This is a genomic window from Bradyrhizobium sp. UFLA06-06 (genome assembly GCF_054820065.1).
The window spans coordinates 41,778-63,234 of the sequence record NZ_JADFUD010000035.1 but is presented as its reverse complement, the minus strand read 5'-3'; the positions used below and the strand labels follow the sequence as shown (position 1 = coordinate 63,234).

Annotated in this window: 25 protein-coding genes; 14 read left to right on the top strand and 11 right to left on the bottom strand. The window is 65.5% G+C overall.

The features are described from left to right. The first annotated feature begins 3 nt into the window (after window positions 1-3). Window positions 4-210, top strand: coding sequence for a hypothetical protein (locus IF803_RS26730; RefSeq protein WP_461194094.1), 207 nt, complete (start codon window positions 4-6; stop codon window positions 208-210). Window positions 211-799: 589 nt separating this feature from the next. Here IF803_RS26730 and IF803_RS26725 read toward each other — a convergent pair. Then, on the bottom strand, window positions 800-1,276 hold the full coding sequence (locus tag IF803_RS26725) for a winged helix-turn-helix transcriptional regulator (RefSeq protein ID WP_461194093.1): 477 nt from the start codon (window positions 1,274-1,276) through the stop codon (window positions 800-802). A 109-nt stretch (window positions 1,277-1,385) separates the two neighbouring features. Here IF803_RS26725 and IF803_RS26720 point away from each other — a divergent pair, with 109 nt between their 5' ends. Next, window positions 1,386-2,159, top strand: a complete 774-nt coding sequence (locus IF803_RS26720) for an SDR family NAD(P)-dependent oxidoreductase (RefSeq protein ID WP_028341020.1) — start codon at window positions 1,386-1,388, stop codon at window positions 2,157-2,159. A 254-nt stretch (window positions 2,160-2,413) separates the two neighbouring features. Further along, window positions 2,414-2,572: a hypothetical protein gene (locus tag IF803_RS26715; RefSeq protein ID WP_196238162.1), complete on the top strand. Its 159-nt coding sequence runs from the start codon at window positions 2,414-2,416 to the stop codon at window positions 2,570-2,572. Window positions 2,573-2,615: 43 nt separating this feature from the next. Here the strand turns inward: IF803_RS26715 and IF803_RS26710 are convergent, their stop codons facing one another. Continuing rightward, window positions 2,616-3,224, bottom strand: a complete 609-nt coding sequence (locus IF803_RS26710; protein ID WP_018271979.1) for an FMN-dependent NADH-azoreductase — start codon at window positions 3,222-3,224, stop codon at window positions 2,616-2,618. 99 nt (window positions 3,225-3,323) lie between these two features. On the opposite strand from IF803_RS26710, the gene IF803_RS26705 reads away from it, so the two are divergent. Then, entirely contained in the window at window positions 3,324-3,731 is a 408-nt protein-coding gene (locus IF803_RS26705; protein WP_461194092.1) for a winged helix-turn-helix transcriptional regulator, read from the top strand. Between the two features lie 203 nt (window positions 3,732-3,934). Here IF803_RS26705 and dprA read toward each other — a convergent pair whose 3' ends face one another. Then, entirely contained in the window at window positions 3,935-5,050 is a 1,116-nt protein-coding gene (dprA, locus tag IF803_RS26700; protein ID WP_461194091.1) for a DNA-processing protein DprA, read from the bottom strand. On the opposite strand from dprA, the gene IF803_RS26695 reads away from it, so the two are divergent. Together IF803_RS26695 and IF803_RS26690 are read left to right on the top strand one after the other, a co-directional pair. Continuing rightward, complete coding sequence (locus IF803_RS26695) at window positions 5,045-5,179, top strand: hypothetical protein (protein ID WP_461194089.1); 135 nt, start codon at window positions 5,045-5,047, stop codon at window positions 5,177-5,179. The genes dprA and IF803_RS26695 overlap by 6 nt on opposite strands. Beyond that, on the top strand, window positions 5,176-6,414 hold the full coding sequence (locus IF803_RS26690) for an amidase (RefSeq protein WP_461194088.1): 1,239 nt from the start codon (window positions 5,176-5,178) through the stop codon (window positions 6,412-6,414). The genes IF803_RS26695 and IF803_RS26690 overlap by 4 nt, the downstream gene beginning before the upstream one ends. A gap of 91 nt (window positions 6,415-6,505) precedes the next feature. Here the strand turns inward: IF803_RS26690 and plsY are convergent, their stop codons facing one another. The 3 genes from plsY to IF803_RS26675 all read right to left on the bottom strand — a co-directional run bounded on the left by plsY (window position 6,506) and on the right by IF803_RS26675 (window position 9,586). Then, window positions 6,506-7,102: a glycerol-3-phosphate 1-O-acyltransferase PlsY gene (plsY, locus tag IF803_RS26685; RefSeq protein WP_304495656.1), complete on the bottom strand. Its 597-nt coding sequence runs from the start codon at window positions 7,100-7,102 to the stop codon at window positions 6,506-6,508. A 224-nt stretch (window positions 7,103-7,326) separates the two neighbouring features. After that, window positions 7,327-8,628, bottom strand: coding sequence for a dihydroorotase (locus IF803_RS26680; RefSeq protein WP_028341014.1), 1,302 nt, complete (start codon window positions 8,626-8,628; stop codon window positions 7,327-7,329). 4 nt (window positions 8,629-8,632) lie between these two features. After that, complete coding sequence (locus tag IF803_RS26675) at window positions 8,633-9,586, bottom strand: aspartate carbamoyltransferase catalytic subunit (protein WP_461194087.1); 954 nt, start codon at window positions 9,584-9,586, stop codon at window positions 8,633-8,635. Window positions 9,587-9,854: 268 nt separating this feature from the next. Here IF803_RS26675 and IF803_RS26670 point away from each other — a divergent pair, with 268 nt between their 5' ends. The 5 genes from IF803_RS26670 to IF803_RS26650 all read left to right on the top strand — a co-directional run bounded on the left by IF803_RS26670 (window position 9,855) and on the right by IF803_RS26650 (window position 14,390). Then, on the top strand, window positions 9,855-10,589 hold the full coding sequence (locus tag IF803_RS26670; RefSeq protein ID WP_461194114.1) for a M15 family metallopeptidase: 735 nt from the start codon (window positions 9,855-9,857) through the stop codon (window positions 10,587-10,589). Window positions 10,590-10,785: 196 nt separating this feature from the next. Then, window positions 10,786-11,199 carry a hypothetical protein gene (locus IF803_RS26665; RefSeq protein WP_461194085.1) on the top strand — a complete coding sequence of 138 codons (414 nt, stop codon included), beginning with the start codon at window positions 10,786-10,788 and terminating at the stop codon, window positions 11,197-11,199. Between the two features lie 32 nt (window positions 11,200-11,231). Beyond that, entirely contained in the window at window positions 11,232-11,684 is a 453-nt protein-coding gene (locus tag IF803_RS26660; RefSeq protein ID WP_461194083.1) for a hypothetical protein, read from the top strand. Window positions 11,685-11,844: 160 nt separating this feature from the next. Further along, window positions 11,845-13,488 (top strand): acyl-CoA dehydrogenase family protein, encoded by a 1,644-nt coding sequence (locus IF803_RS26655; protein WP_461194081.1) that lies wholly within the window; start codon window positions 11,845-11,847, stop codon window positions 13,486-13,488. Window positions 13,489-13,616: 128 nt separating this feature from the next. Beyond that, window positions 13,617-14,390 carry a CPBP family intramembrane glutamic endopeptidase gene (locus tag IF803_RS26650; protein WP_028341009.1) on the top strand — a complete coding sequence of 258 codons (774 nt, stop codon included), beginning with the start codon at window positions 13,617-13,619 and terminating at the stop codon, window positions 14,388-14,390. Between the two features lie 163 nt (window positions 14,391-14,553). Here IF803_RS26650 and IF803_RS26645 read toward each other — a convergent pair whose 3' ends face one another. Continuing rightward, entirely contained in the window at window positions 14,554-14,919 is a 366-nt protein-coding gene (locus IF803_RS26645; protein WP_051447885.1) for a hypothetical protein, read from the bottom strand. A gap of 39 nt (window positions 14,920-14,958) precedes the next feature. Next, window positions 14,959-15,135, bottom strand: coding sequence for a hypothetical protein (locus IF803_RS26640; protein ID WP_461194079.1), 177 nt, complete (start codon window positions 15,133-15,135; stop codon window positions 14,959-14,961). 129 nt (window positions 15,136-15,264) lie between these two features. On the opposite strand from IF803_RS26640, the gene IF803_RS26635 reads away from it, so the two are divergent. Together IF803_RS26635 and IF803_RS26630 are read left to right on the top strand one after the other, a co-directional pair. Further along, the gene (locus tag IF803_RS26635) at window positions 15,265-16,476 is read left to right on the top strand and encodes an ABC transporter substrate-binding protein (protein WP_461194078.1); all 1,212 of its coding nucleotides are present in this window, start codon (window positions 15,265-15,267) and stop codon (window positions 16,474-16,476) included. A 314-nt stretch (window positions 16,477-16,790) separates the two neighbouring features. Further along, window positions 16,791-17,918: a GNAT family N-acetyltransferase gene (locus tag IF803_RS26630; RefSeq protein ID WP_461194077.1), complete on the top strand. Its 1,128-nt coding sequence runs from the start codon at window positions 16,791-16,793 to the stop codon at window positions 17,916-17,918. A gap of 57 nt (window positions 17,919-17,975) precedes the next feature. On the opposite strand, the gene IF803_RS26625 is transcribed toward IF803_RS26630, so the two are convergent. The 3 genes from IF803_RS26625 to IF803_RS26615 all read right to left on the bottom strand — a co-directional run bounded on the left by IF803_RS26625 (window position 17,976) and on the right by IF803_RS26615 (window position 20,353). Further along, complete coding sequence (locus tag IF803_RS26625) at window positions 17,976-18,902, bottom strand: AEC family transporter (RefSeq protein WP_461194076.1); 927 nt, start codon at window positions 18,900-18,902, stop codon at window positions 17,976-17,978. Between the two features lie 2 nt (window positions 18,903-18,904). Further along, on the bottom strand, window positions 18,905-19,387 hold the full coding sequence (gene ruvX / locus IF803_RS26620) for a Holliday junction resolvase RuvX (RefSeq protein ID WP_225644810.1): 483 nt from the start codon (window positions 19,385-19,387) through the stop codon (window positions 18,905-18,907). A 75-nt stretch (window positions 19,388-19,462) separates the two neighbouring features. Further along, window positions 19,463-20,353, bottom strand: coding sequence for a LysR substrate-binding domain-containing protein (locus IF803_RS26615; protein WP_461194075.1), 891 nt, complete (start codon window positions 20,351-20,353; stop codon window positions 19,463-19,465). Window positions 20,354-20,411: 58 nt separating this feature from the next. Between IF803_RS26615 and IF803_RS26610 the strand changes: the two genes are divergently transcribed. Next, window positions 20,412-21,452: an NAD(P)H-dependent flavin oxidoreductase gene (locus IF803_RS26610; RefSeq protein WP_461194112.1), complete on the top strand. Its 1,041-nt coding sequence runs from the start codon at window positions 20,412-20,414 to the stop codon at window positions 21,450-21,452. The last annotated feature ends 5 nt before the right edge of the window (window positions 21,453-21,457 follow it).

The window sequence follows — 21,457 nt, the reverse complement described above, 5'->3', positions numbered from 1 at the left end:
AAGGTGTCCGGCCGGCGGCGACCGGCGGGCGACGACACAACTGGGGAGGGCGGCCCGGACGACGCTCTGGTCCTGATCGGAGCCGCCGCGACCGAACTCGCCAAACTCGCCCGGCGCCACAAATTCGAAGTCCTCGAGCGCCTGTTCGCGATGGCCCGCCTGGAGGCCGACGAGCAACTGCGTTCGCGCAGCCGGAGGAAGCTGTCGTGAGGGGCGTCGCGGGATGCAGGGCGGCCTATGAGCGGGGGCTCCCTCCATTTTGTCGTCCTGGCGAAAGCCAAGACCCATAACCACCGCGTTCGGTGATGAACGGGTTCGCGGTCCCAGCGTCGCGCATCAATTGAGATTTGGGGTAATGGGTCCTGGCTTTCGCCAGGACGACACCGAATGTGTGGGCACGGCCTACATCCACCCACCCCGTCGTCCCTGCGAAAGCAGGGACCCATACTCCGCGGCGGATGCTGTTAAAGGGACTCGTTGTTCCAGCGACGCGCAATAATCAGCATCGGTGGTTATGGGTCCCTGCTTTCGCAGGGACGACATCGTGTCTGTTGCATGGCCTGTGGACATAAATCCGCGTTCTCGCGACATGAATCGTCCGAGCTTTGCTCTTCGTTCCGCCCTCTCTCTTGAAGAGGGCGCAGGGAAAGCCGCGTGCCGATTGCACCCATGGGCCCGAGCAATGGGTAGTAAGCTCGGGGTAGGACTGCGCCTCTTCGGATAAAGCGAAATGTTTTCGCGCGCGAGGATTGACAGGTTTTGCTGAGTTGCCCGTCGTGTCGTACCGGCAACATCCATCCTACGCAGTCGCGAGGCGACGCGCGCGCTTTGCTGCAGGCCGCGGCTTCAGCGCAGTGTCGGCGGCCCCAAGCACGCGTCCGTCCTGCGAGTACAGCGCGAGCTTCTTCACCGGCTTGCCCTTGTCGCGGTCGACCAGGATGGTCGCGATCTCGTCCGGATGCTCGTCGAATTCCTCGGTCCATTGCCGCAGCGCGACCAGGATCGGAAAGATGCCGTGGCCCTTCGGCGTCAGGACATATTCCTGATAGGCGCTGCCGTCGGAGGCGGGGACCGTCTTCAGGATGCCGCGCTCGACCAGCGTGCGCAGCCGTGTGGCAAGGATGTTCTTGGCAAGCCCGAGGCTCACCTGGAATTCGCCGAAGCGGCGCCGGCCGAGGCTGGCGTCGCGGATGATCAGGAGCGACCACCAGTCGCCGAACACGTCGAGCGCGCGTGCGACGGGACAGCTGTCGCCTGCAAGGCTGGTTCGTTTCACCGGCTGTCTCCAGGAATTTGGGCCATCACGACCTTGTGTGGTTGCAATATTAAACCGTATGTCCTAGCTAGGCAATGAAGTTTAATAATGCAACCAAATGGAGGCGGACATGAGACTGGCGAACAAGACGGCGTTGATCACCGGCGGCAACAGCGGCATCGGGCTGGCGACAGCAAAGCTGTTCGTGGCCGAGGGCGCCAAGGTCGTCATCACCGGGCGCAACAAGGAGACGCTTGCGGCGGCAGCCAAGGAGCTCGGGCCGAGCGCGTTTGCGGTGGCCGCCGATGCCACCGACGTCGCGGCGCTGGAAGCCGCGGTGAAGCAGGGCGCCGAGAAGTTCGGCAAGTATGACGTGCTGTTCGCCAATGCCGGCATTCCCGGCCAGACGCCGGTCGGCGGCACCACGCTGGCCGCCTTCGAGAATGTCATCCGCACCAATCTCACCGGTGTGTTCTTCACGGTGCAGGCGGTCGCGCCGTACCTCAACGACGGCGCATCGATCATTCTCAACGGCTCGGTGATTTCCGTGCTCGGCAATCCCGGCTATTCGGCCTATGCCGCGAGCAAGGCCGGCGTGCGCGCGATGGCGCGGGTGATGGCGTCAGAATTCTCGCCGCGCAACATCCGCGTCAATGTGGTGGCGCCGGGCGCGGTGCGCACCCCGATCTGGGGCGCCGCGATCGCGACGCCCGAGGCCGAGAAGGCATTCGAGCAGCGGATCGGCAAGACCACGCCGCTCGGCCGGATCGGCGAACCCGATCACATCTCGAAGACCGTGCTGTTCCTGGCGTCCGACGACGCCGCGCATGTGCAGGGGCAGGAGCTGTTCATCGATGGCGGTGCAACCGCGTCGCCCGCAGGCGCACCGATCTATCGCGGATAGGGCCTTTCCGTTCCGATTAAATCGGAACGGGGCTCTGGTTTTATTCTGACGCGTTTTCTTCACGCGAACCGGTATCCACTTCGCTCGAAAACGCTCTGGTTTGTTTCTCATTGTAACGAACGGCCGGTGTGAAGCGCTTCACACCGGCCGATTTCGTGCGCGACTATCATCGCGTGTATTGAACCTTTGACGTACTCCCCGGACTCCTGATTGGGCGGGGAATTTTTCACCACGGAATCATTTGGAGTGCCGCCATGCCGAAAGCAGCCCGCATTTCGACGTCGATCCCGGTTTCGTCCGCTTCGGAAAGTTCGGACACGTCGCAGTTCGTGACGGTCGCACTGTTTTCCGGCATCGGCCTGTTGATTTCGCTGGTGGCTGTCATCCTCGGCATTCAGGGCGTCTGGTTCTGAACGGCCTGCCGCCGCCGGGCGACGGCAGGCGCTTTGAATCACATCAGGCGGCGTTCAGGCTGCCGGCGGCCTGCAGCGCGCCCGCAACCGCCTTTTCGCGATGCTCGGGGCCGACCTGGATGCCGTCGGCGGGGATGAACTCAACATTCCTGACGCCGATGAAGCCGAACACGCCGCGCAGATAGGTCTCGAGGTGCTCGAGCGCGGCCATCGGCGTGTCGGCGCCGTAATAGCCGCCGCGCGAGATCGCGATGATGACGCGCTTGTTGCCGGCCAGTCCCTCGACGCCGCCGGCGCCGTATTTGAAGGTCTTGCCCGCGACCAGGATGCGGTCGATCCAGGCCTTGAGCTGGCTCGGAATCGTGAAATTGTACATGGGCGCGCCGATCACGACGATGTCGGCGGCAAGGAACTCGTCCAGCACGGCCTGGCCGGTCGCGATGTCGTCGCGCACCGACGGGTCCGGCGCCGCGCCCTGGCTGGCGGCGAGGTGCAGGCCGGAGAGGTGGGCGAGCGGGGTCTGGCTGAGATCGCGGTAGCTGACGACGAGGCCCGGATTGGCCTGGCGCAAGCGCTCGACGGCGGCGGCGGAGACCTGGCGGCTGACGGAGTGGGGCCCGAGGACCGAGGAGTCGATGTGCAGAAGTTTCATGGCTGAGGTCACCTTTGGTATAGGTTTGTAACTGGCGCTATATGAGTGACCGTCTTAAATCTCCGCAAGAACGCACATTTTTGAAACCCGAGCACACCAATGGAACCCGAGCACATCGATGTAACCGCCGAAACCGGCCTGCCGCGTGGTTCCGGGACGCATCAGGACTGCCGCGGCGTGGCCTCGGTGCTGTCGCGGGTCGGCGACAAATGGAGCGTGCTGGTCATCATGCTGCTGCGCGATGGACCGCGCCGATTCAACGAGCTGAAGCGGATGATCAACGGCATCTCGCAGCGCATGCTGACCTTGACGCTGCGCGGCCTGGAGCGCGATGGCCTGGTGACGCGCACGGTGTTTCCGACCATTCCGCCGCGGGTCGACTACGAACTGACCGACCTCGGGCGCGGACTGGCGGTGCCTGTGATGGCGCTCGGCGAATGGGCGTTCGCGCATCTGCCGGAGATCGAGGGCGCGCGAAACGACTTCGATGCGCGGAATGCGGAGTGAAATCTTGATTCCGCACACTGAGATTATGGATCCGTCACCCTGAGGAGCCTGTAGCGCGTCTCGAAGGGTCGACGGCCCCGCTGTCTCAGTGCGGCTGCAGCCGGGCCGTGCATCCTTCGAGGCTCGCCTTGCGGCGCAATTGCGCCGCAAGGCTCGCACCTCAGGATGACGGGGAGACGTTTGCGTGCGGCCTACGCAGATCCCTAAATCATCGACACCAGCCCGCCGCCGTGGCGCTCGAGCTTGCCGGCGAGCTCGAGCTCGAGCAGCACCGCGCGGACCACGGCGGGTGACACATCGGCCATCCGGATCAGATCGTCGAGGCTGATCGGGCTCGGCCCGAGCAGGTCGATGATGCGGGCGCGATCGCCGCTATCAGTGGCAAAGTCCAGCGGCGCGTCGTCCTCGCGCGCGCCAAGCATCACCGGCCGCTCCATGATCGGCGTGACCGCGCTGATGACGTCGGCGGCTTCGGTGACCAAGGTGGCGCCTTGCTTGATCAAATCGTTGGCGCCGGCGGCGCGCGGATCGATCGGCGAGCCCGGCACCGCGAACACCTCGCGGCCCTGTTCGGCCGCCATCCGCGCCGTGATCAGCGAGCCCGAGCGGTGCGCGGCTTCGACGATCACGACGCCGAGCGATGCGCCGGAGATCAGCCGGTTGCGGCGGGGGAAGTCGCGCGCCCGCGGCACGTGGCCGAGCGGCATCTCCGAGATCGCCGCGCCGTGCTCGAGCAGGGCGGCCAGCAGATCCTCGTGCTCTGGCGGGTAGATCCTGTCGTGGCCGCCGGCCAGCACGGCGACCGTGCCGCTCGCAACGGTGGCGCGGTGCGCCGCCTGATCGATGCCGCGGGCGAGGCCCGAGATCACGACAAAACCGGCATCGCCGAGATCGCGCGCAAGCTGGCCGGCAAATTTCAGCCCGGCGCCGGAGGCGTTGCGGGAGCCGACGATCGCGATCATCGGCCGCATCAGGGTGTCGCGCGCGCCGCGCACACCAAGCAGCGGCGGCGCGTCGTCGATGGTGGCAAGCCGCGCCGGATAATGGGCTTCCTCCGGTGCGACGAGATCGATGCCGAGTTTGCGGCAGGCCGCGAGCTCGGCTGCGGCGTCGGCCTCGCTGCAGATCCGCCCGGGGCCCGAGGCGCCGCCGCGGCGCGCCAGATCGGGCAGGCGCTCCAGCGCGTGCGCCGCGTCGCCAAAATGGCGGAGCAGCGATGCAAAGGTGCGCGGGCCGACATTGTCGGAACGGATCAGCCGCAGGCGGTTGAGCCGTTCGGTGTCGGTGAGTTTTGCGGGGCTGGGCGAGCGGTCATGCATGCGGGCCGCAGCTTCGCCCAACCTGAGATTGTGATCAACTGCGACATTGGCGCAGCCGCGCGCGACGCGCTAAAAGTGCTTGCCGAGAAGCCGCCAAAAACCATCAAGAAGCAGGACGTCCGCCGATGATTTCGCTTGCCGATCTCCAACGCCGCATCGCCTCCGGCGAATTGTCCACCGATGCCGCCATCACGCAGACGCGGGACGCCATCGCGGCGCAGGACAAAACCATCGGCGCCTTCGTCCGCCTCGACGAGACGGCGCGTGCGCAGCAGACCGGGCCGTTGCGCGGGATTGCGGTCGGCATCAAGGACATCATCGATACCGCCGACCTCCCGACCGAGATGGGCGCCGCGATCTACCGCGGGCATCAGCCGCGTGCCGACGCGCCGGTCGTGATGGCGCTGAAGCAGGCGGGGGCGACCATCATCGGCAAGACCACGACGACGGCGTTCGCGGCGAACGATCCGACCGCAACGCTCAATCCGCACAATCACGCGCACACGCCGGGCGGCTCGTCGTCGGGCTCGGCCGCGGCGGTCGCGGCCGGGATGATCCCGCTAGCGCTCGGCACGCAGACCGGCGGTTCGGTGATCCGGCCGGCCTCGTTCTGCGGCGTCGCCGCGATCAAGCCGAGCTACCGGCTGCTGCCGACCGTCGGCGTGAAATGCTTCTCCTGGACGCTCGACACCGTCGGACTGTTTGGCGCCGGCGTGCGCGATGTCGCGCTGGGGCTCGCTGCGATGACGAAGCGACCTGAGCTGGTGGTGCCGTCGCAGCTCGCCGCGCCGCGCATCGGCGTAGTGACGCAGGCCTTTGCCGGTTCGCCGGAACCTTCCGGCGCGGAGGCGTTGCAGAAGGCGGCGCGTGCGGCGGAGCAGGCGGGTGCGACCGTGCGCGAGCTCGCGATGCCCGAGATCATCGCGGAAGCCTGGCGGATCCATCCGGTGGTGCAGGAGTTCGAGGCGCATCAGTCGTTCGCCTGGGAATACGGCCAGAACTACGATGCGATGCCGCCGTTGCTGCGCGGCCGGCTGGACGAGAGCAAGGGCGGCACGCCCGCCGAGTATGATGCCGCGATGGACGTCACGCTGCGGGCGCGGCAGGCGCTCGCTGCGATTTTTGCCGAGGTCGACGTGCTGCTGACGTTGTCGGCGCCGGGCGCCGCGCCGAAAGGTTTGGGCTCGACCGGCGATCCCCGCTACAACCGGCTCTGGACCTTGATGGGCGCGCCCTGCGTCAACGTGCCGACGCTGATCGCCGAGGGCGGATTGCCGGTCGGTGTCACCGTGATCGCGGGCTTTGGGAACGACGCCAGGGCACTGGCGGCGGCGAGCTTTGTCGAGAGCGCTCTGAAGTCCTAGCCTTCCGTCATTCCGGGGCGATGCGCAGCATCGAACCCGGAATCTCGAGATTCCGGGTTCGCGACTTCGTCGCGCCCCGGAATGACTTGCGTCACCTCTTCTCGCCGATCTTGCCTTCGGTGCCGGCCTGCAGGCGCTTGATGTTCTCGCGGTGCATGTAGAACAGCAGCAGCGTCAGCACGGCGAACAGCGAGGCGAGCGCGTTGTGGCCGAACCACCACAGGAACAGCGGCGTCACGAACGCCGCGATCAGCGCCGACAGCGACGAGTAGCGGGTGGTGTAGGCGGTGCCGAGCCAGATCACGGCAAAGATCAGCGCCGCCGGCCAGAACAGGCCGAGCAGCACGCCGAGATAGGTCGCGACACCCTTGCCGCCGCGAAACTTGAGCCAGACCGGGAAGAGGTGGCCGAGGAATGCCCCCAGCGCCGCCAGCATCGCCGCGTTCGGGCCGTCGATGGTGCCGGCGATGATGACGGCAACGGTGCCCTTCAGCGTGTCGCCGAGCAGCGTCGCCGCGGCGAGGCCCTTGCGGCCGGTGCGTAACACGTTGGTGGCGCCGATATTGCCCGAGCCGACCGTGCGCAGATCCTGCGTGCCGGCCATCCTGGTCAGCACCATGCCGAACGGGATCGAGCCCAGCAGGTAGCCGATCAGGAAGGCGACCGGCAGCAAGCCATCAGCAGACATCGCGGTGGTTCCTTCGGTCGGTCCCGCCCGAATGGGGCCGTGCCGTCAATGAAATATTAACCATAAATGCGCACCATGGCCTTGATAATGAGGGAGCTTATCATGGCTTCTGTTCGCAGGCGGCTGGAGCAGTTTTTCTTTGTCGTTTACGTCGCGGCCATCGTCGTTGGCACAACGATGGAAGCGATGTCGCAACTCGCGTCGCGCTGAGTTCCACCCCAGTTTCAGACGTGCTCGTACACGGTCCGTCCGCCGACGATCGTCCGCGTCACGCGGCCCGAGAAGCGGGCGTCGTCGAACGGCGTGTTCTTGCACAGTGATTTGAGATCGTCGCGGTCGAGCACCCAGGGCGTGTCGGCGTCGATCACGATGACGTCGGCCGGCGCGCCTGCGCGCAGCGTACCGCCGGGCAGGCCGAGCAGCTCCGCCGGCCGCGTCGACATCGCCCGGATCAGCGTCTTGAAGTCCATCTCGCCATTATGGATCAGCCGCAGCGCCGCCGGCAGCATGGTCTGCAGGCCGACCGCGCCGCTCGCCGCTTCCGCGAACGGCAGCCGCTTGACCTCGACGTCCTGCGGATTGTGGTCGCTCATCACGACGTCGATCAGCCCGGAGGCGAGCGCGGCCACCAGCGCCTTGCGATCCTCCTCGGTGCGCAGCGGCGGCGCCAGCTTGAGGAAGGTGCGGTAGGGGCCGATGTCGTTCTCGTTCAGCGTCACGTGGTTGATCGAGACCGAGGCCGAGACATTGTAGCCGGCGTCGCGAGCGCGCTTGAGGATCTCCAGCGATTCGGTCGAGGTCAGCGAGGCCGCGTGATAGCGGCCGCCGGTGAGCCCCGCGAGCCGCATGTCGCGCTCGAGCATGATCGACTCGGCCGCGGTCGGAATGCCGGCGAGGCCGAGCCTTGTGGCGAATTCGCCCTCGTTCATCACGCCTTCGCCCACCAGATGCGGGTCCTCGGTGTGATGCACGATCAGCGCGTCGAAATCGCGGGCGTAGGTCAGCGCGCGCCGCATTACTTGGGCGTTGGTGACGCTGCGGTCGCCGTCGGTGAAGGCGACGGCGCCGGCGGCCTTGAGCAGGCCGATCTCGGTCATCTCCTGGCCCTGCATGCCCTTGGTCAGCGCCGCCATCGGATGGATGTTGACGATCGCGGTGTCGCGAGCGCGGCGCAGCACGAAGTCGACGGTCGCGGAGTTGTCGATGACAGGCGAGGTGTCGGGCTGGCAGATGATGGTGGTGATGCCGCCGGCCGCGGCGGCCTGGCTGGCGGAGGCGAAAGTCTCGCGATGGCTGGCGCCGGGCTCGCCGACAAAGGCGCGCATGTCGATCAGGCCGGGGGCCACGATCTTGCCGGCGCAATTGACGATGTCGGTGCCTTCGGGGACGCCGGCGGCGCCGATGCCGCGCTTGGCGTCACGGATCACGCCGTCGGCGATCAGGACATCGCCCGGACCGTCGAAGTCGCGGGACGGGTCGATGACGCGGGCGTTGGCGAGCAGGATGGGGCGGCGGTCGGTCAGCATGGCATCACGCGTTCGGCAGGTTGCGGGCGAGCGCTTCGAGCACCGCCATACGCACTGCCACACCCATTTCGACTTGTTCACGGATCAGCGACTGTGCGCCGTCGGCGACGAAGGTGTCGATCTCGACACCGCGGTTCATCGGGCCGGGATGCATCACCAGCGCGTCCGGCTTGGCGTAGCCGAGCTTCTTCTGGTCGAGGCCGAAATAGTGGAAATACTCGCCCGACGACGGCACGAAGGAGCCGTTCATACGCTCGCGCTGCAGCCGCAGCATCATCACGATGTCGGCGCCGCTCAGCCCCTCGCGCATGTCGCGCGCGACCTCGACGCCCATCCGCTCGATGCCGGGCGGCAGCAGGGTGGAGGGGGCCACCACGCGGACGCGGGCGCCCATGGTGTTGAGCAGGAAGATGTTGGAGCGCGCCACGCGCGAATGCAGCACGTCGCCGCAGATCGCGATCGTCAGCCCCTCGAGCCGGCCCTTGTTGCGGCGGATCGTCAGTGCGTCGAGCAGCGCCTGGGTCGGGTGCTCGTGGCTGCCGTCGCCGGCGTTGATCACGGAACCGTCAACCTTGCGCGCCAGAAGCTCGACCGCGCCGGAGGCGTGGTGGCGTACCACCAGGATGTCCGGATGCATCGCGTTCAGCGTCACCGCGGTGTCCATCAGGGTCTCGCCCTTGCGGGTCGACATCGATGACACCGACATGTTCATGACGTCGGCGCCCAGGCGTTTTCCGGCGATCTCGAACGAGGACTGGGTCCGGGTCGAGGCCTCGAAGAACAGATTGACCTGGGTACGGCCGCGCAGGCTGGCGCGCTTCTTGTCGACTTGGCGGTTGAGCTCGACATACTCCTCGGAGAGGTCGAGCAGGCCCGTGATGTCGTCAGCGGAAAGGCCCTCGATGCCCAGCAGATGCCGGTGACCGAGGACAAAAGTCGATTTCAATGATGGGGTCATTAAAGCGAGAGCTATAGGCGCGGATGGCCGGTGGGGCAAGCGCGAAGAGGGCTCGCGGGAGTTTTCCCCGAGTAAGATGTCGCCGCCTTCTCGGCAGTCCTGCCGGGGCTCGCCGCGGGACATCCGCTCCTTGCTATTGCGGGGTTTTCCGGAACAAGACGTGGATGGCCGGGCATAGGCGGAGCGGCAGCGACGCCGTCCTCCTGACGGGCTATACCCGGCCGCGACGCCGGAGCGAGATCTCGTGAAAATTGTCGTGATCGCATGGATGGCCATCGCGTTGATCCCGGGGGCGGTCTCGCCTGCCTTCGCTCAGAACTTGCCCGGCGACTTCGCGTTCCTCCGCGACATCGATCCGACCATCATCCAGGACATCCGCTACGCCAGCGCGAACAATTTCATGGGCCGGCCGATCGCGGGCTATGGCGCGGCGGAATGCGTGGTGAAGCGGGAGGTGGGGCTCAGGCTCAGGGCCGTGCAGCAGGAACTGGCTCGGCAAAGACTGTCGCTAAAAATGTTCGATTGCTACCGGCCGGCCCGTGCCGTCGCCGACATGGTGGCGTGGGCGAAGAACGGCACGGAGACGGTCGCCGAGCGGCGCTACAATCCGGCCTTCTCGAAGGCGGACCTGTTCCGCCTCGGCTACATCGCCACCCATTCGGGGCATTCGACAGGGGCCGCGGTCGATCTCACGCTGGTCGATCTTGGCGCCGACAATTCGCGCAAGTTCGATCCGGCCAGGGACTATGCCGACTGCACCGCGCCGGCCGCCGCTCGCGCCCCCGAGGGCAGCGTCGACATGGGCACCGGCTACGACTGTTCCGACGTGAAGGCCCACACCGCGGCCAGATCGATCACGCCGGCGCAAAGACGCTGGCGCGCCATGCTGGTCGCGGCGATGGCCCGGCAGGGGTTCGCGAACTATGCCAAGGAATGGTGGCACTTTTCGCTGCCGGGGGTAGGCGGGCCGGCCTACGACTTCCCGATCGTCCGGGCGCGCTAGCGGTGAAGAAAACGCGTCAGAACAAGAGACTGGAGTTTCGATTCTGATTCAATCAGAACCGAAGCTCTAGCGCATTTTCCTCAAATCCGAAGCATTTTCGCAAGACGACGCTTGCCATCGCAAAAGTAGCCGAGCGCGCTTTCAACACTCCTTAATTGTGGTCGTATGAAGTGCGGGCAACACGGGAGCATGCAGCATGCGGTTCGCAGCCATTGCAATTGTTGTCGTCGGCGTCGCCGGCGTCTTGATTTACGATCGACACGACAAGAGCGCGAATTATCAGCGCGTCGATGCCCGCATCAGCGGCGTCAGCGAGCAATGCTATCTGGAAAAGGTCGAGCGCGGGGTCATCACCAAGACGACGTCGACCTCCGACCTGACCCGCTGCGAAATCGCCGAGCTGCTGCGCAAGGAGCATCCGAAGTGGCAGGGCTATGACCTGAAGCACAAGATCGAGGTGAAGGTCGTCTATGTCTCGCCGGTCGACGGGGCCACCCACCAGTCGAGCCTGCAGATGTCCTACTTCCCCAATGGCAAGCCGCTGCGCGCCGGGGACGTGTTTCCCGTCCTTGCCTCCAAGACCAAGGCAGACAAGACGCGTTCGATCTGACCGACGCGGTTCGACAGGACGGAAGCACACCCATGCGCCTTGGCCTCTACGCTATGATCGCTATCGCCGTCGCGAGCTTCTATGTCTATAGCGAGCTCGACAAGCGGGTGAACTTCCGGCCGATCGACGCGCGCGTCAGCAGCGTCAAGGAGCAATGCTACATGGAGAAGACCGAGGGGGCGCGAAGCTCGACCTCCGATCTGTTGCCTTGCGAGCTTGCCGAGCTGCTGGCGCGCCATCATCCGAAATGGCAGGGCGCCGACATCAAGCACAAGATCGAGATCCGGTTTGCCTACATCTCGCCGGTGGACGGCGCCGCGCACGAGTCCAACCTGCAGTTGGCGGCCTATCCCGATAATCGGCACCTGAGCCGCGGCGACATCTTTCCTGTCCAGGCTTCCAGGAAGGAGGCGAACCGGACCCGCGTCAATGACTGGGTCGACCGCTGGCTCGGCCGCCATGCGCCCAGGCGCGCAAGCATCTAAAGCATGGAAGCATCTAGCAGACCTGTACTTTTCGCTGCCCCGCGCCGGCTCGCAGGCTTATGATCCTCCGATTCCATTGCGCCGCGGCTGGCCCGTGATCCCGGCCGGAGAAGGCCGGTTGTCCAGGCCGCATGCGTATAGACCAGTTCCCGAGGAGACCATGACGCAGGCTCCGTTTGCCACCCACGACGTCTTCAACCAGTCGCCGCCGTTCGAGGACATCGACCTGTTCACGGTGGATGCGCCGCTCGCCGCGGCGGTTGCCGCCAATGGCGGGGCGGCGGCAACGGCTGAGCTGTCCGATTTCGGCAAGCATTGGGGATCCGCTGCCATGGCGGAGCGCGGCCGCGTTGCCAACGAGAACACGCCGAAACTGCGCTTGTTCGATGCCAGGGGCAATCGCCGCGACGAGGTCGAGTTTCATCCGGCCTATCACGAGCTGATGGCGCACTCCGCGCATGCCGGCGTGCACAACTCGACCTGGAGCGCCGACGGCAGGCCGGCCGGCGGGGCGGCCGAGGTGGTGCGCGCGGCAAGGTTCTACATCGCTTCCCAGGTCGAGACCGGCCATCTCTGCCCGATCACGATGACGCGCGCCTCGGTCGCGGCGCTGGCCTCGCAGCCGGATATTTTGGCGAAGACGATGCCGGTCATCGGAACGCGCGCCTACGACCCGAGCTTTGCGCCGTGGTGGACCAAGCGCGGCATGACCCTCGGCATGGGCATGACCGAAAAGCAGGGCGGCACGGATGTGCGCGCCAACATGACGCGCGCCGAGCGCGACGGCGAGGCCTGGCGTGTCACCGGGCACAAATGGTTCATGTCGGCGCCGATGTGCGACGCCTTCCTGGTGCTGGCGCAGACCATGGATGGGCTGAGCTGTTTCTTCATGCCGCGCTTTGCGCCCGACGGCATGGTCAACGCGATCCACTTCCAGCGCCTGAAGGACAAGCTCGGCAACCGCTCCAACGCCTCGTCGGAGGTCGAATTCCACGGCGCTTATGCTGAGTTGATCGGCGAGGAGGGCAAGGGCATCCGCACCATCATCCAGATGGTGCAGCTGACGCGGCAGGATTGCGCGATCGCCTCCGCCGGGCTGATGCGCTCGGGACTGGCGCATGCGCTCAATCACGCGCGGCATCGCAGCGTGTTCCAGAAGCATCTCGCCGACCAGCCGCTGATGCAGGCGGTGCTGTCGGACATGGCGCTGCATGTCGAGGCGTCCATCGCGCTGGTGATGCGGCTCTGCCGTGCTTTCGATCGCGCGCCGGCCGATGCGGGCGAGGCCGCCTATATGCGGCTGCTGACGCCGGCGATCAAATACTGGACCTGCAAGAGCGCGCCCGGCTTCCTCTATGAGGCGATGGAGTGCCTCGGCGGCAATGGCTATGTCGAGGAAGGCATTTTGGCGCGCCATTACCGGGAGTCGCCGGTTAACGCGATCTGGGAGGGGTCCGGCAACGTGATGTGCCTCGATGTGCTGCGCGCGCTCGGCCGCGAGGCTGATGCCGCGCTCGCGGTGCTGCGCGCGCTTGCCGACGAGACCAGGGGCCTGCCGGGCGCTGCCGAGGCTGTTGCCTCGATCGGGCAGTCGTTCCGCCGGCCGGACAGCGAGCGCGTCGCGCGGCTTGCGGTCGAGCAGCTGGCGCTCCTGGCGGCAGCCGCGGCGCTCAACCAGGTCTCGCCGAAAAACGCCGAGCTGTTCGCAGCGACACGGCTTGCCGAACGCCACGCCGGCATGTACGGCGCGGTGGACTTATCCGATGCCGATCAGCGCGCGCTGCTGGCGCGGGCGCTGCCATGACCACATTGACCACCGTCATGCCCGGCCTTGTGCCGGGCATCCACGTCTTTGCTTCGACAGGGCAAGGAAAGACGTGGATGGCCGGGACAAGCCCGGCCATGACGAATTGATAGAGCCGAGGTTCGCTGATGGATTCTCTCACGCCGCAAGACGCGACTGCCGCGATCGAACCGCCGCCGCTCCCCCCGCGGGTCTGGAAATTCTGGGGCACCGCACTGTGGGGCCTGTTGATCTTCGCCGCGATGTTCGTCGGCCAGGTCACGGTCATCGTCTGGCGCATCGTCGCGCAGGGCGGGGAGGTGTCGACGGCCGGCATCACCCACGTGGTCGCCGACGGTCTGACGATCTCGCTCTCGGTCCTTGCCGGCCTGCCGATGGTGCTCCTGGTGCTGTGGTTCGCGATCCGCCGGACCCGGATCCCGTTCGCCGATTATCTCGGGCTGCGCGGGACGTCGTGGAAGAACGTGATCATCGGCGTCGTCGCGCTCGTCGTGCTGGTGGGGGCTTGGGACATGGTGTCCCGGGCGGCCGGCCGCGAGGTGGCGCCGGGCTTCATGGGCGACGTGCTGAAATCGGCGCAGGAGCACAGCGCGCTGTGGCTCCTGGTGATCGCGTTCGCCGTGGCCGCGCCGCTCTGGGAGGAGCTGTTCGCACGCGGCTGGCTCTACCGCGGCTGGTCGGAATCCAGGCTCGGCCCTTACGGCGCGATCCTGCTGTCGTCGATCGTCTGGACCGTGATGCACCTGCAGTACGACTGGTTCTTCCTCTGCCAGGTGCTGACCATCGGTCTCCTGTTCGGCTATCTGCGCTTCCGCACCGGCTCGACCTGGCTGACCATCCTGCTGCACGGGCTGAACAATTTCGCGGCGACGATCCAGACCTGGTGGCTGGCGGGATCGTAGCGCGCTGCTCTTCACCGTCATTGCGAGGAGCGGAGCGACGAAGCAATCCATCTCGTTCCGCAGACGCGGAATGATGGATTGCTTCGCTTCGCTCGCAATGACGGGGATGGGGTAACGGCGGCCGAGGTACCGCGTCGGGCATCCGCAGTTCTTGCAACGAGCTCTAATCGTCTGCCCGGACCACCACGGTCGGTGAGTTATGGCCAAAGAGGACCATCGCTTCGGGTCCTCGATAGTCCTCCGGTTTCAGTGAGATTCTTATCTCGGATCGATCTTCAAAGGTGATCGTAAAAGATTTCGGCCGTGTGAGCGCGACGCCCGCGACGACTTTCCCTATTTGACCACAGATGAGATTTCTGAACTGGTCATGCCGATCGCGTAGGACCACTCCGTCGGCGCTGACTTCCAAGCGTGTAAGAGCATTGATGCTTGGTCCGTCGAATTGCAACTGCCAATAATCCAACACGAAAGTGATGGCACTCAGCTTTTCGCCGACGATGGCCTCAAATGGCTTCGACCGTTCATCCATGGTGCCCTGACTGACTTCTGCGTTCTCCTCTCTAGCATGCTAGGTGAGTTTGGCCCAACGCAGGCATCTACCGAGGCCGACGTCGCCTTCGAGCGCAAAGCCGAAGTGATTGTCTATGAAGGCGCGCCTAAAGCCCATCGCGACGATCACGATCGGCATCGTGATGGCCGCCGGAGCCGTCTGCAGCGCGATGATCCGGAACAAGCAGTGGCGCATCGCCGCCCATCGGAAGGTTGACGAAGGGGATGCCAGCATCCCGTCCGAGTGCTATGATCTAGATCAATGAATGAGCGCGGGCCGGACTGAAACCAGGCAGCGGCGGCTGCCGTCGTGCGAGCTCTTCTCATGGCTATCTTGATCCGAGCACTCCTGGCCGGCGTCGTCGCGCTGGCGTCTCTCGGCGCCATCACGCAGCAGGTGCGTGACCAGGGCGTTACCGACACGGAAATCCGCATCGGCAATGTCATGCCGTATAGTGGCGCGCTGGAGATTTTCGGGCAGATCGGCAAGGCGGAAGCCGCCTATTTCGAGATGATCAACGAACGCGGCGGCATCAATGGCCGCAAGATCCGCTTCATGTCCTATGACGATCTGTCGGATCCCTCCAACGCCATGGATCTCACGCGCATTCTGGTCGAGACCGACAATGTGCTGTTGATGTTCGGCTCGTTCGGAACGCCGGGGAATCTGGCGGTGCGGAAATATCTCAACGAACGGAAGATCCCCCAGCTTTTTGTTGCTTCCGGCGATCACGATCTCAGCGAGCCGTCGCTCTATCCGTGGACCATGGGCTGGCAGCCTTCGTATCGCGAGGAAGGGCGCATCTACGCCAACTATATCCAGGCGTTCTATCCTGGAAAGAAGATCGTGGCGCTTTGGGAGAATGACCAGTTCGGGCGCGAATTGTTCAAGGGACTGGTGCAAGGGCTGGGTGACGTCGCCCACAACATCAGGGTCGACATCGCCTATGATGTCGACGATCAGCATCTGGACGGCCACGTCTCGATCCTGAAGCAATCGGGCGCCGAGGTCTTCGTGTTTGCCGGAGTGCCGGAAAATGCCGCCAAGGTGATCCGGGCCGCGGCCGACCACGGCTGGCGGCCGGTGTTTGTCGTGAACCAGATGGCGTCATCGATCGAGACGGTGCTCAAGCCGGCAGGCACGGAGAATGCGACCGGCGTCATCACCGCCGCGTTCCTGAAGGATGCGAGCGATCCGGCCTGGAGAACGGAGCAGGGCGGCTGGCACAGCTTCCTGGACAAGTATACCAAAGCCGGCGGCAAGGATGACGCGGCGGCAGTCTACGGCTATGCCGCCGCCGAAACGATGGTCGAGGTGCTCAGGCAATGCGGCAACGACCTGTCGCGTGAGAACGTCATGAAGCAGGCTGCGGCGCTCAGGGATTATCAGGCGTCCGCCTTGCTCCCGGGCATCAAGATCAACACCGCTCAGTTCCGACCGGTCGAGCAATTGCGGTTGCTTCAGTTCGATGGCCGTAGCTGGCAGCCGATCGGTGATGTGCTCGATACGGCGTTCGTCGGTTCGTCCGGAAAATAGCAACGATCAGGAGAAGCCATACGAGCCGCGCCCAATCGTTGCGGGCCTTCGCTGCTTGCTGAAGCGCAAGGGCGCGTTGTGGCGCTACGTCGCCGCGACCGGCGGGCCGGTCGATCGCGGGAGAGGGCGCGCCGCGGCTTCGAAAGAATTGATTTGTTGCGCGGATGGTACAGGAGCCCCGGCCAAATCGGGTACATTGATACTGTATTGAAAGACTTTTCATCACCCGGAGCATTGCGTTGGCGTCAGACACAGTCAGTCTGGCTGATACAAAAAGTGTAGCGGACGCGGCGGCTGCTACGGCGCCATTTTGCGTGAAGATAGTGACGCGCGACGAAATCGCCGGTTGTCCCGCCTGGGCTGCCAGTTTCGCCGACCTGCGCAAGGATCACCGTTACTACGAGATCCTGGAGGATACGCTCCGCGAGCGTGTCGAGTACCGGTACTTCGCGATCATCGACCGGGCGGGCTGTCTCCACGCCGTCCAGCCGTTTTTTCTTCTCGACCAGGACGTTCTCGAAGGACTCGGAGCGGAATGGCAGCCGTTGCTGGCGCGCATCCGACGCTTCGTTCCCGGGTTTCTCAGAATGCGCACCCTGATGGTCGGATGCTTCGCCGGGGAAGGGCATCTTGCGGGATCAAGCACGGTGCCGTCCGGCAAGATCGCGGAGCTTCTTTGCAGCGAAATCGTCACTCTCGCAAGATCGTGCCGGGCGCAGCTCATCGTCCTGAAGGAATTCCCCGCGCGCTATAGGCCGGTGCTGGATTGCTTCGTCCGGCGCGGCTTCGCCCGCGCGCCGAGCATGCCGATGACGGCGCTCAATATCGAGCACGACGACTTCGATGCCTACATGCAAAATGCGCTGCCGCGGTCGGCGCGCTGGCAGCTCCGCAAGAAATTCAAGGCAACCGACGGTGAAACCATAGCTCTTACCGTCACCGACGACGCAAGGGATGCCGTCGACGAGATCTATCCGCTCTACCTGCAGGTCTTCGACCGTTCGAAATTCCGTTTCGAGAAACTGACAGCCGACTATCTCCGCCGGCTCGGCAGCGACATGAAGGACAAGGTCCGCTTCTTCATCTGGCGCCGTGGCGGGAAGGTGATCGCCTTCAGCCTTTGCATGGTCGAAGGCGACAGTCTGTTCTGGGAGTATGTCGGCCTCGACTATGCCGTCGCACTCGACCTTCATCTTTATTACTACACCATTCGCGACATGATGAATTGGGCGATCACCAACGGTTACAGGTGGCTTCGAAGCACGGGTCTCAGCTACGAACCGAAATTCCGGATGCGGCATGACCTCGATCCGCTCGACCTCTATGTGCGGCTTCGTTCTCCGCTTCCGAACGCGATCTTCAGGCTCCTGTTGCCCTGGATCGTACCGGCCCGCTATGACAAGACCCTGCGCAAGTTCGCGAACTATCGCGAAGTCTGGTAGCAGCTAGGCGCGGCGCTATGCCGCCCGGCTCCAGCCAAGGCCGCTCGGATACGCCCTCTAGGGCCCCACCGCGGCGATCACGATCGGCATCGTGATCGCGGCCAAAATCGTCTGCAGCGTGATGATCTGGGCGAGCAGCGGCGCGTCGCCGCCCATCTGGCGCGCCAGCACATAGGCTGACGGCGAGGTCGGCACCGCGGCGCAGGCCGCGACGATGGCGAGATTGGAGCCGGTAACGCCGAACCACACCGCGAGCGCGACGGTCAGGACGGGCATCAGCACGAGTTTCAGCACCAGCGCGATGCTCGCGGCGAGGCTGGGCCGGAAGATGCCTTCCAGATGCAGCCCGGCCCCGGTGACGAGCAGGCCGATCGCCAGCGACGAGCCGCCGAGCGCGTCGGCGACGTCATGCCAGATCTGCGGCAGCGGGATGTGCGCGACATTGATGACGAGCCCGATGACGCAGGCCCAGATCAGCGGGTTCTTCACGACCGTCATCACGATGACGCCGGTCGACCGCTTTTCGGATGAGGCATATTTCGCCAGCACGGCGACGCTGAACACATTGACCAGCGGGATGATCGCGACCATCGCGACCGAAGCCAGGGCAAGGCCCGTGCTGCCATACAGATTGCGCGACACCGACAGCGCGACATAGGTCTGCCAACGGGTCGCGCCCTGGAAGATCGAGGTGAAGGCGGGGCCGTCGACCCCGGCGCGCGCCAGCGGGCCGCGCAGCGCGAGGCAGAACAGCGACATCACCAGCGCCGCGAGCAGCAGCGCGCCGCCGACGCCCGCGACCGGCACCTTGGTCAGGTCGGCCTTCACCAGGGTCTGCACCAGAAGCACCGGGAACAGCACGTAATAGGTCAGCCGCTCCAGCCCGTGCCATTGCGTATCGAGCGGCATCAGCGTGCGCTTGAGGACGAAGCCGAGCACGATCAAGAGGAACACCGGCAGCAGTGCCGCGATCACCACGGCCATGGTCACCGCTCCCCGCGCAACTTCGCGAGCCGGTCCAGCGCACCCTGCAGGATGAAGATCGCGGCGTGCTCGTCGATCACCTCGGCGCGCCGGGCGCGGCTGACGTCCATCCCGATCAGCTCGCGCTCGACCGCCGCGGTCGAGAGCCGCTCGTCCCACAGCCCGATCGCAAGCGCGGTGAGGCCGGCGAGGTTGCGCGCAAACGCCCGGGTCGACTGCGCGCGCGGGCCTTCGCTGCCGTCCATGTTGATCGGCAGGCCGAGCACGAAGCCGACGGCGTTGCGTTCGGCGGCGATCGCGAGCAGCCGTGCCGCGTCGACCTTGAACTGCTTGCGCTGGACGGTCTCGACGCCAGTCGCCAGCCGCCGGTCCGGATCGGAGGCGGCAACCCCGATGGTCTTGGTGCCGAGGTCGAGGCCGACAAGCGCGCCGCGCTCGGGCCAGTGCGGCGCGGCTTCGATCAGGGGAAGGATGGGGGCGGGCATGCCCTTGCGATTAGCACGCAGCCGCGCGCCGAGGCAAAGCCCGGCTGCGGGCAGCCGTCCATGCGAAAACGCTGGTCAGGCGGCGATCACCCGGTCGTCGCCGGGAAGGCACGCGGCCAGCCCCTGCAAGGCGCTGTACTGATGCGCCGTGCGGCGCTGGATGAACAGCGTCTCGACATGCGCATGCTGCGGGTTGAGCTTGTGGATGTTGATGTCGCGCTGGACGTGATCGCGCTCGACGACGGCGCGCGGCAGCAGGGTGACGCCCATGTCGGCGGCGACGCAGCCGACCATGCCGTCGAGCGTGCCGAACTCGAAGCGGACGGCCGACGGCCAGCCGAACTCGGTGAACACCTGTTCGAGACGCTGCCGGTAGGTGCAGCCGGTGCGGAACACCAGCGCGGTCGGGCCCGACTCCGGCGTGCCGGCGCGCAAGGCGGCCAGCGATTTCCAGCGCTGCGCGGTGACCAGCACCAGTTCCTCGGTGAAGGCCGATGTCGCCGACAGTTCGGCATGCTCGATCGGACCGGCGACAAAGGCGCCATCGAGCGAGCCGTCGAGCACGGCAGCCACGAGGTCGGCGGTCGGCGCGGTGCGCAAGGTCAGGCGCACCGCCGGATAACGGCGATGAAACTCGGCGAGCAGCGCCGGCAGCCGCACTGCGGCGGTGGTTTCCATCGAGCCGATCGACAACGGACCCTTCGGCTCGCCATCGTCGCGCGCGGCAAGCACGGCTTCGCGCGACAGCGCCGCCATGCGCTGCGCATAGGGCAACAGGCGGCGGCCGGCGCCGGTCAGCGACATGCCGCGGCTGTGGCGCTCGAACAGCGCCGTGCCGATCTCGGCCTCCAGTGCCTTGATGCGCTGGGTGACGTTCGACTGCACGGTGTTCAGTTCGTCGGCGGCCCGGGTGATGCCGCCGAGCCGCGCGACCGTGGAAAAGGTGAGCAGGTCGGTCAATTCCATCTGGGATCACCGTTCTGATTTAGAGATGGTAGCGTTCTCTAGTATTCATTATCCGAGAATGTTAGGCCCGCTTAGGCTGCAAGTCCAGAACAGCAAGTCCGGAACAGGGAGCAAGCGCATGCCGATCAGCACCGAATTGACGGCTCGTCTGGGCATCGAGCATCCGATCCTGCTTGCGCCGATGGACACGATTGCCGGCAGCGCGCTGGTCAAGGCGGTCAGCGATGCCGGCGGCTTCGGCATTCTGGGCGGCGGCTACGGCGACAAGACGCGGCTGCAGACCGAGACCGCGAAGGTGAAGGGGTTTGCAAAGCCGTTCGGCATCGGCTTCATCACCTGGAGCCTCGCCAGGCAGCCCGAGCTGATCGACATCGCGCTGGATGCGCGGCCGCGCGCGGTGATGCTGTCATTCGGCGATCCCGCGCCATTCGCGCCGAAGATCAAGGCCGCAGGCGCGCTGCTGATCTGCCAGGTGCAGAGCGAGGACATGGCACAGCAAGCGCTCGATTGCGGCGCCGACATCCTGATCGCGCAGGGCACGGAGGCGGGCGGTCACGGCGCATCGCGCACCACGCTCGACATCGTGCCGGCGATCATCGATTTCGCGGCGGGGCGCGTGCCTGTGGTCGCGGCCGGCGGCATCGCGGACGGCCGGGGCCTCGCGGCGATGATGATGCTCGGCGCATCCGGCGTGCTGATGGGAACGCGCTTCTACGCCAGCGTTGAGGCCGACGCGGCCGAGCAGGCCAAGCAGCTGATCTGTGCGGCAAAGAGCGGCGAGACGGTGCGCGGTGTGGTGTTCGACTGGTCGCGCAAGCTGATGTGGCCGGCGCCGTTCACCGCGCGGTCGCTTGCCAACGATCATTTGCGGCGCTGGAGCGGGCGCGAGATCGAACTGATGCAGCGCGCTGACGAGGTCGCGGTGGAGTATGCCGCCGCGAAGGCCGCGGCCAATTTCGATGTCGCCGCGGTGTTTGCCGGCGAGTCCGTCGGCCTGATCCATGATATCGTTCCGGCGGCCGAGATCGTCGGCCGCATCGTCGCCGAGGCCGAGCAGTCGCTGCAGGGCCGGCGCAACTCTCTTTCCTCTTTGACCTGAACAAG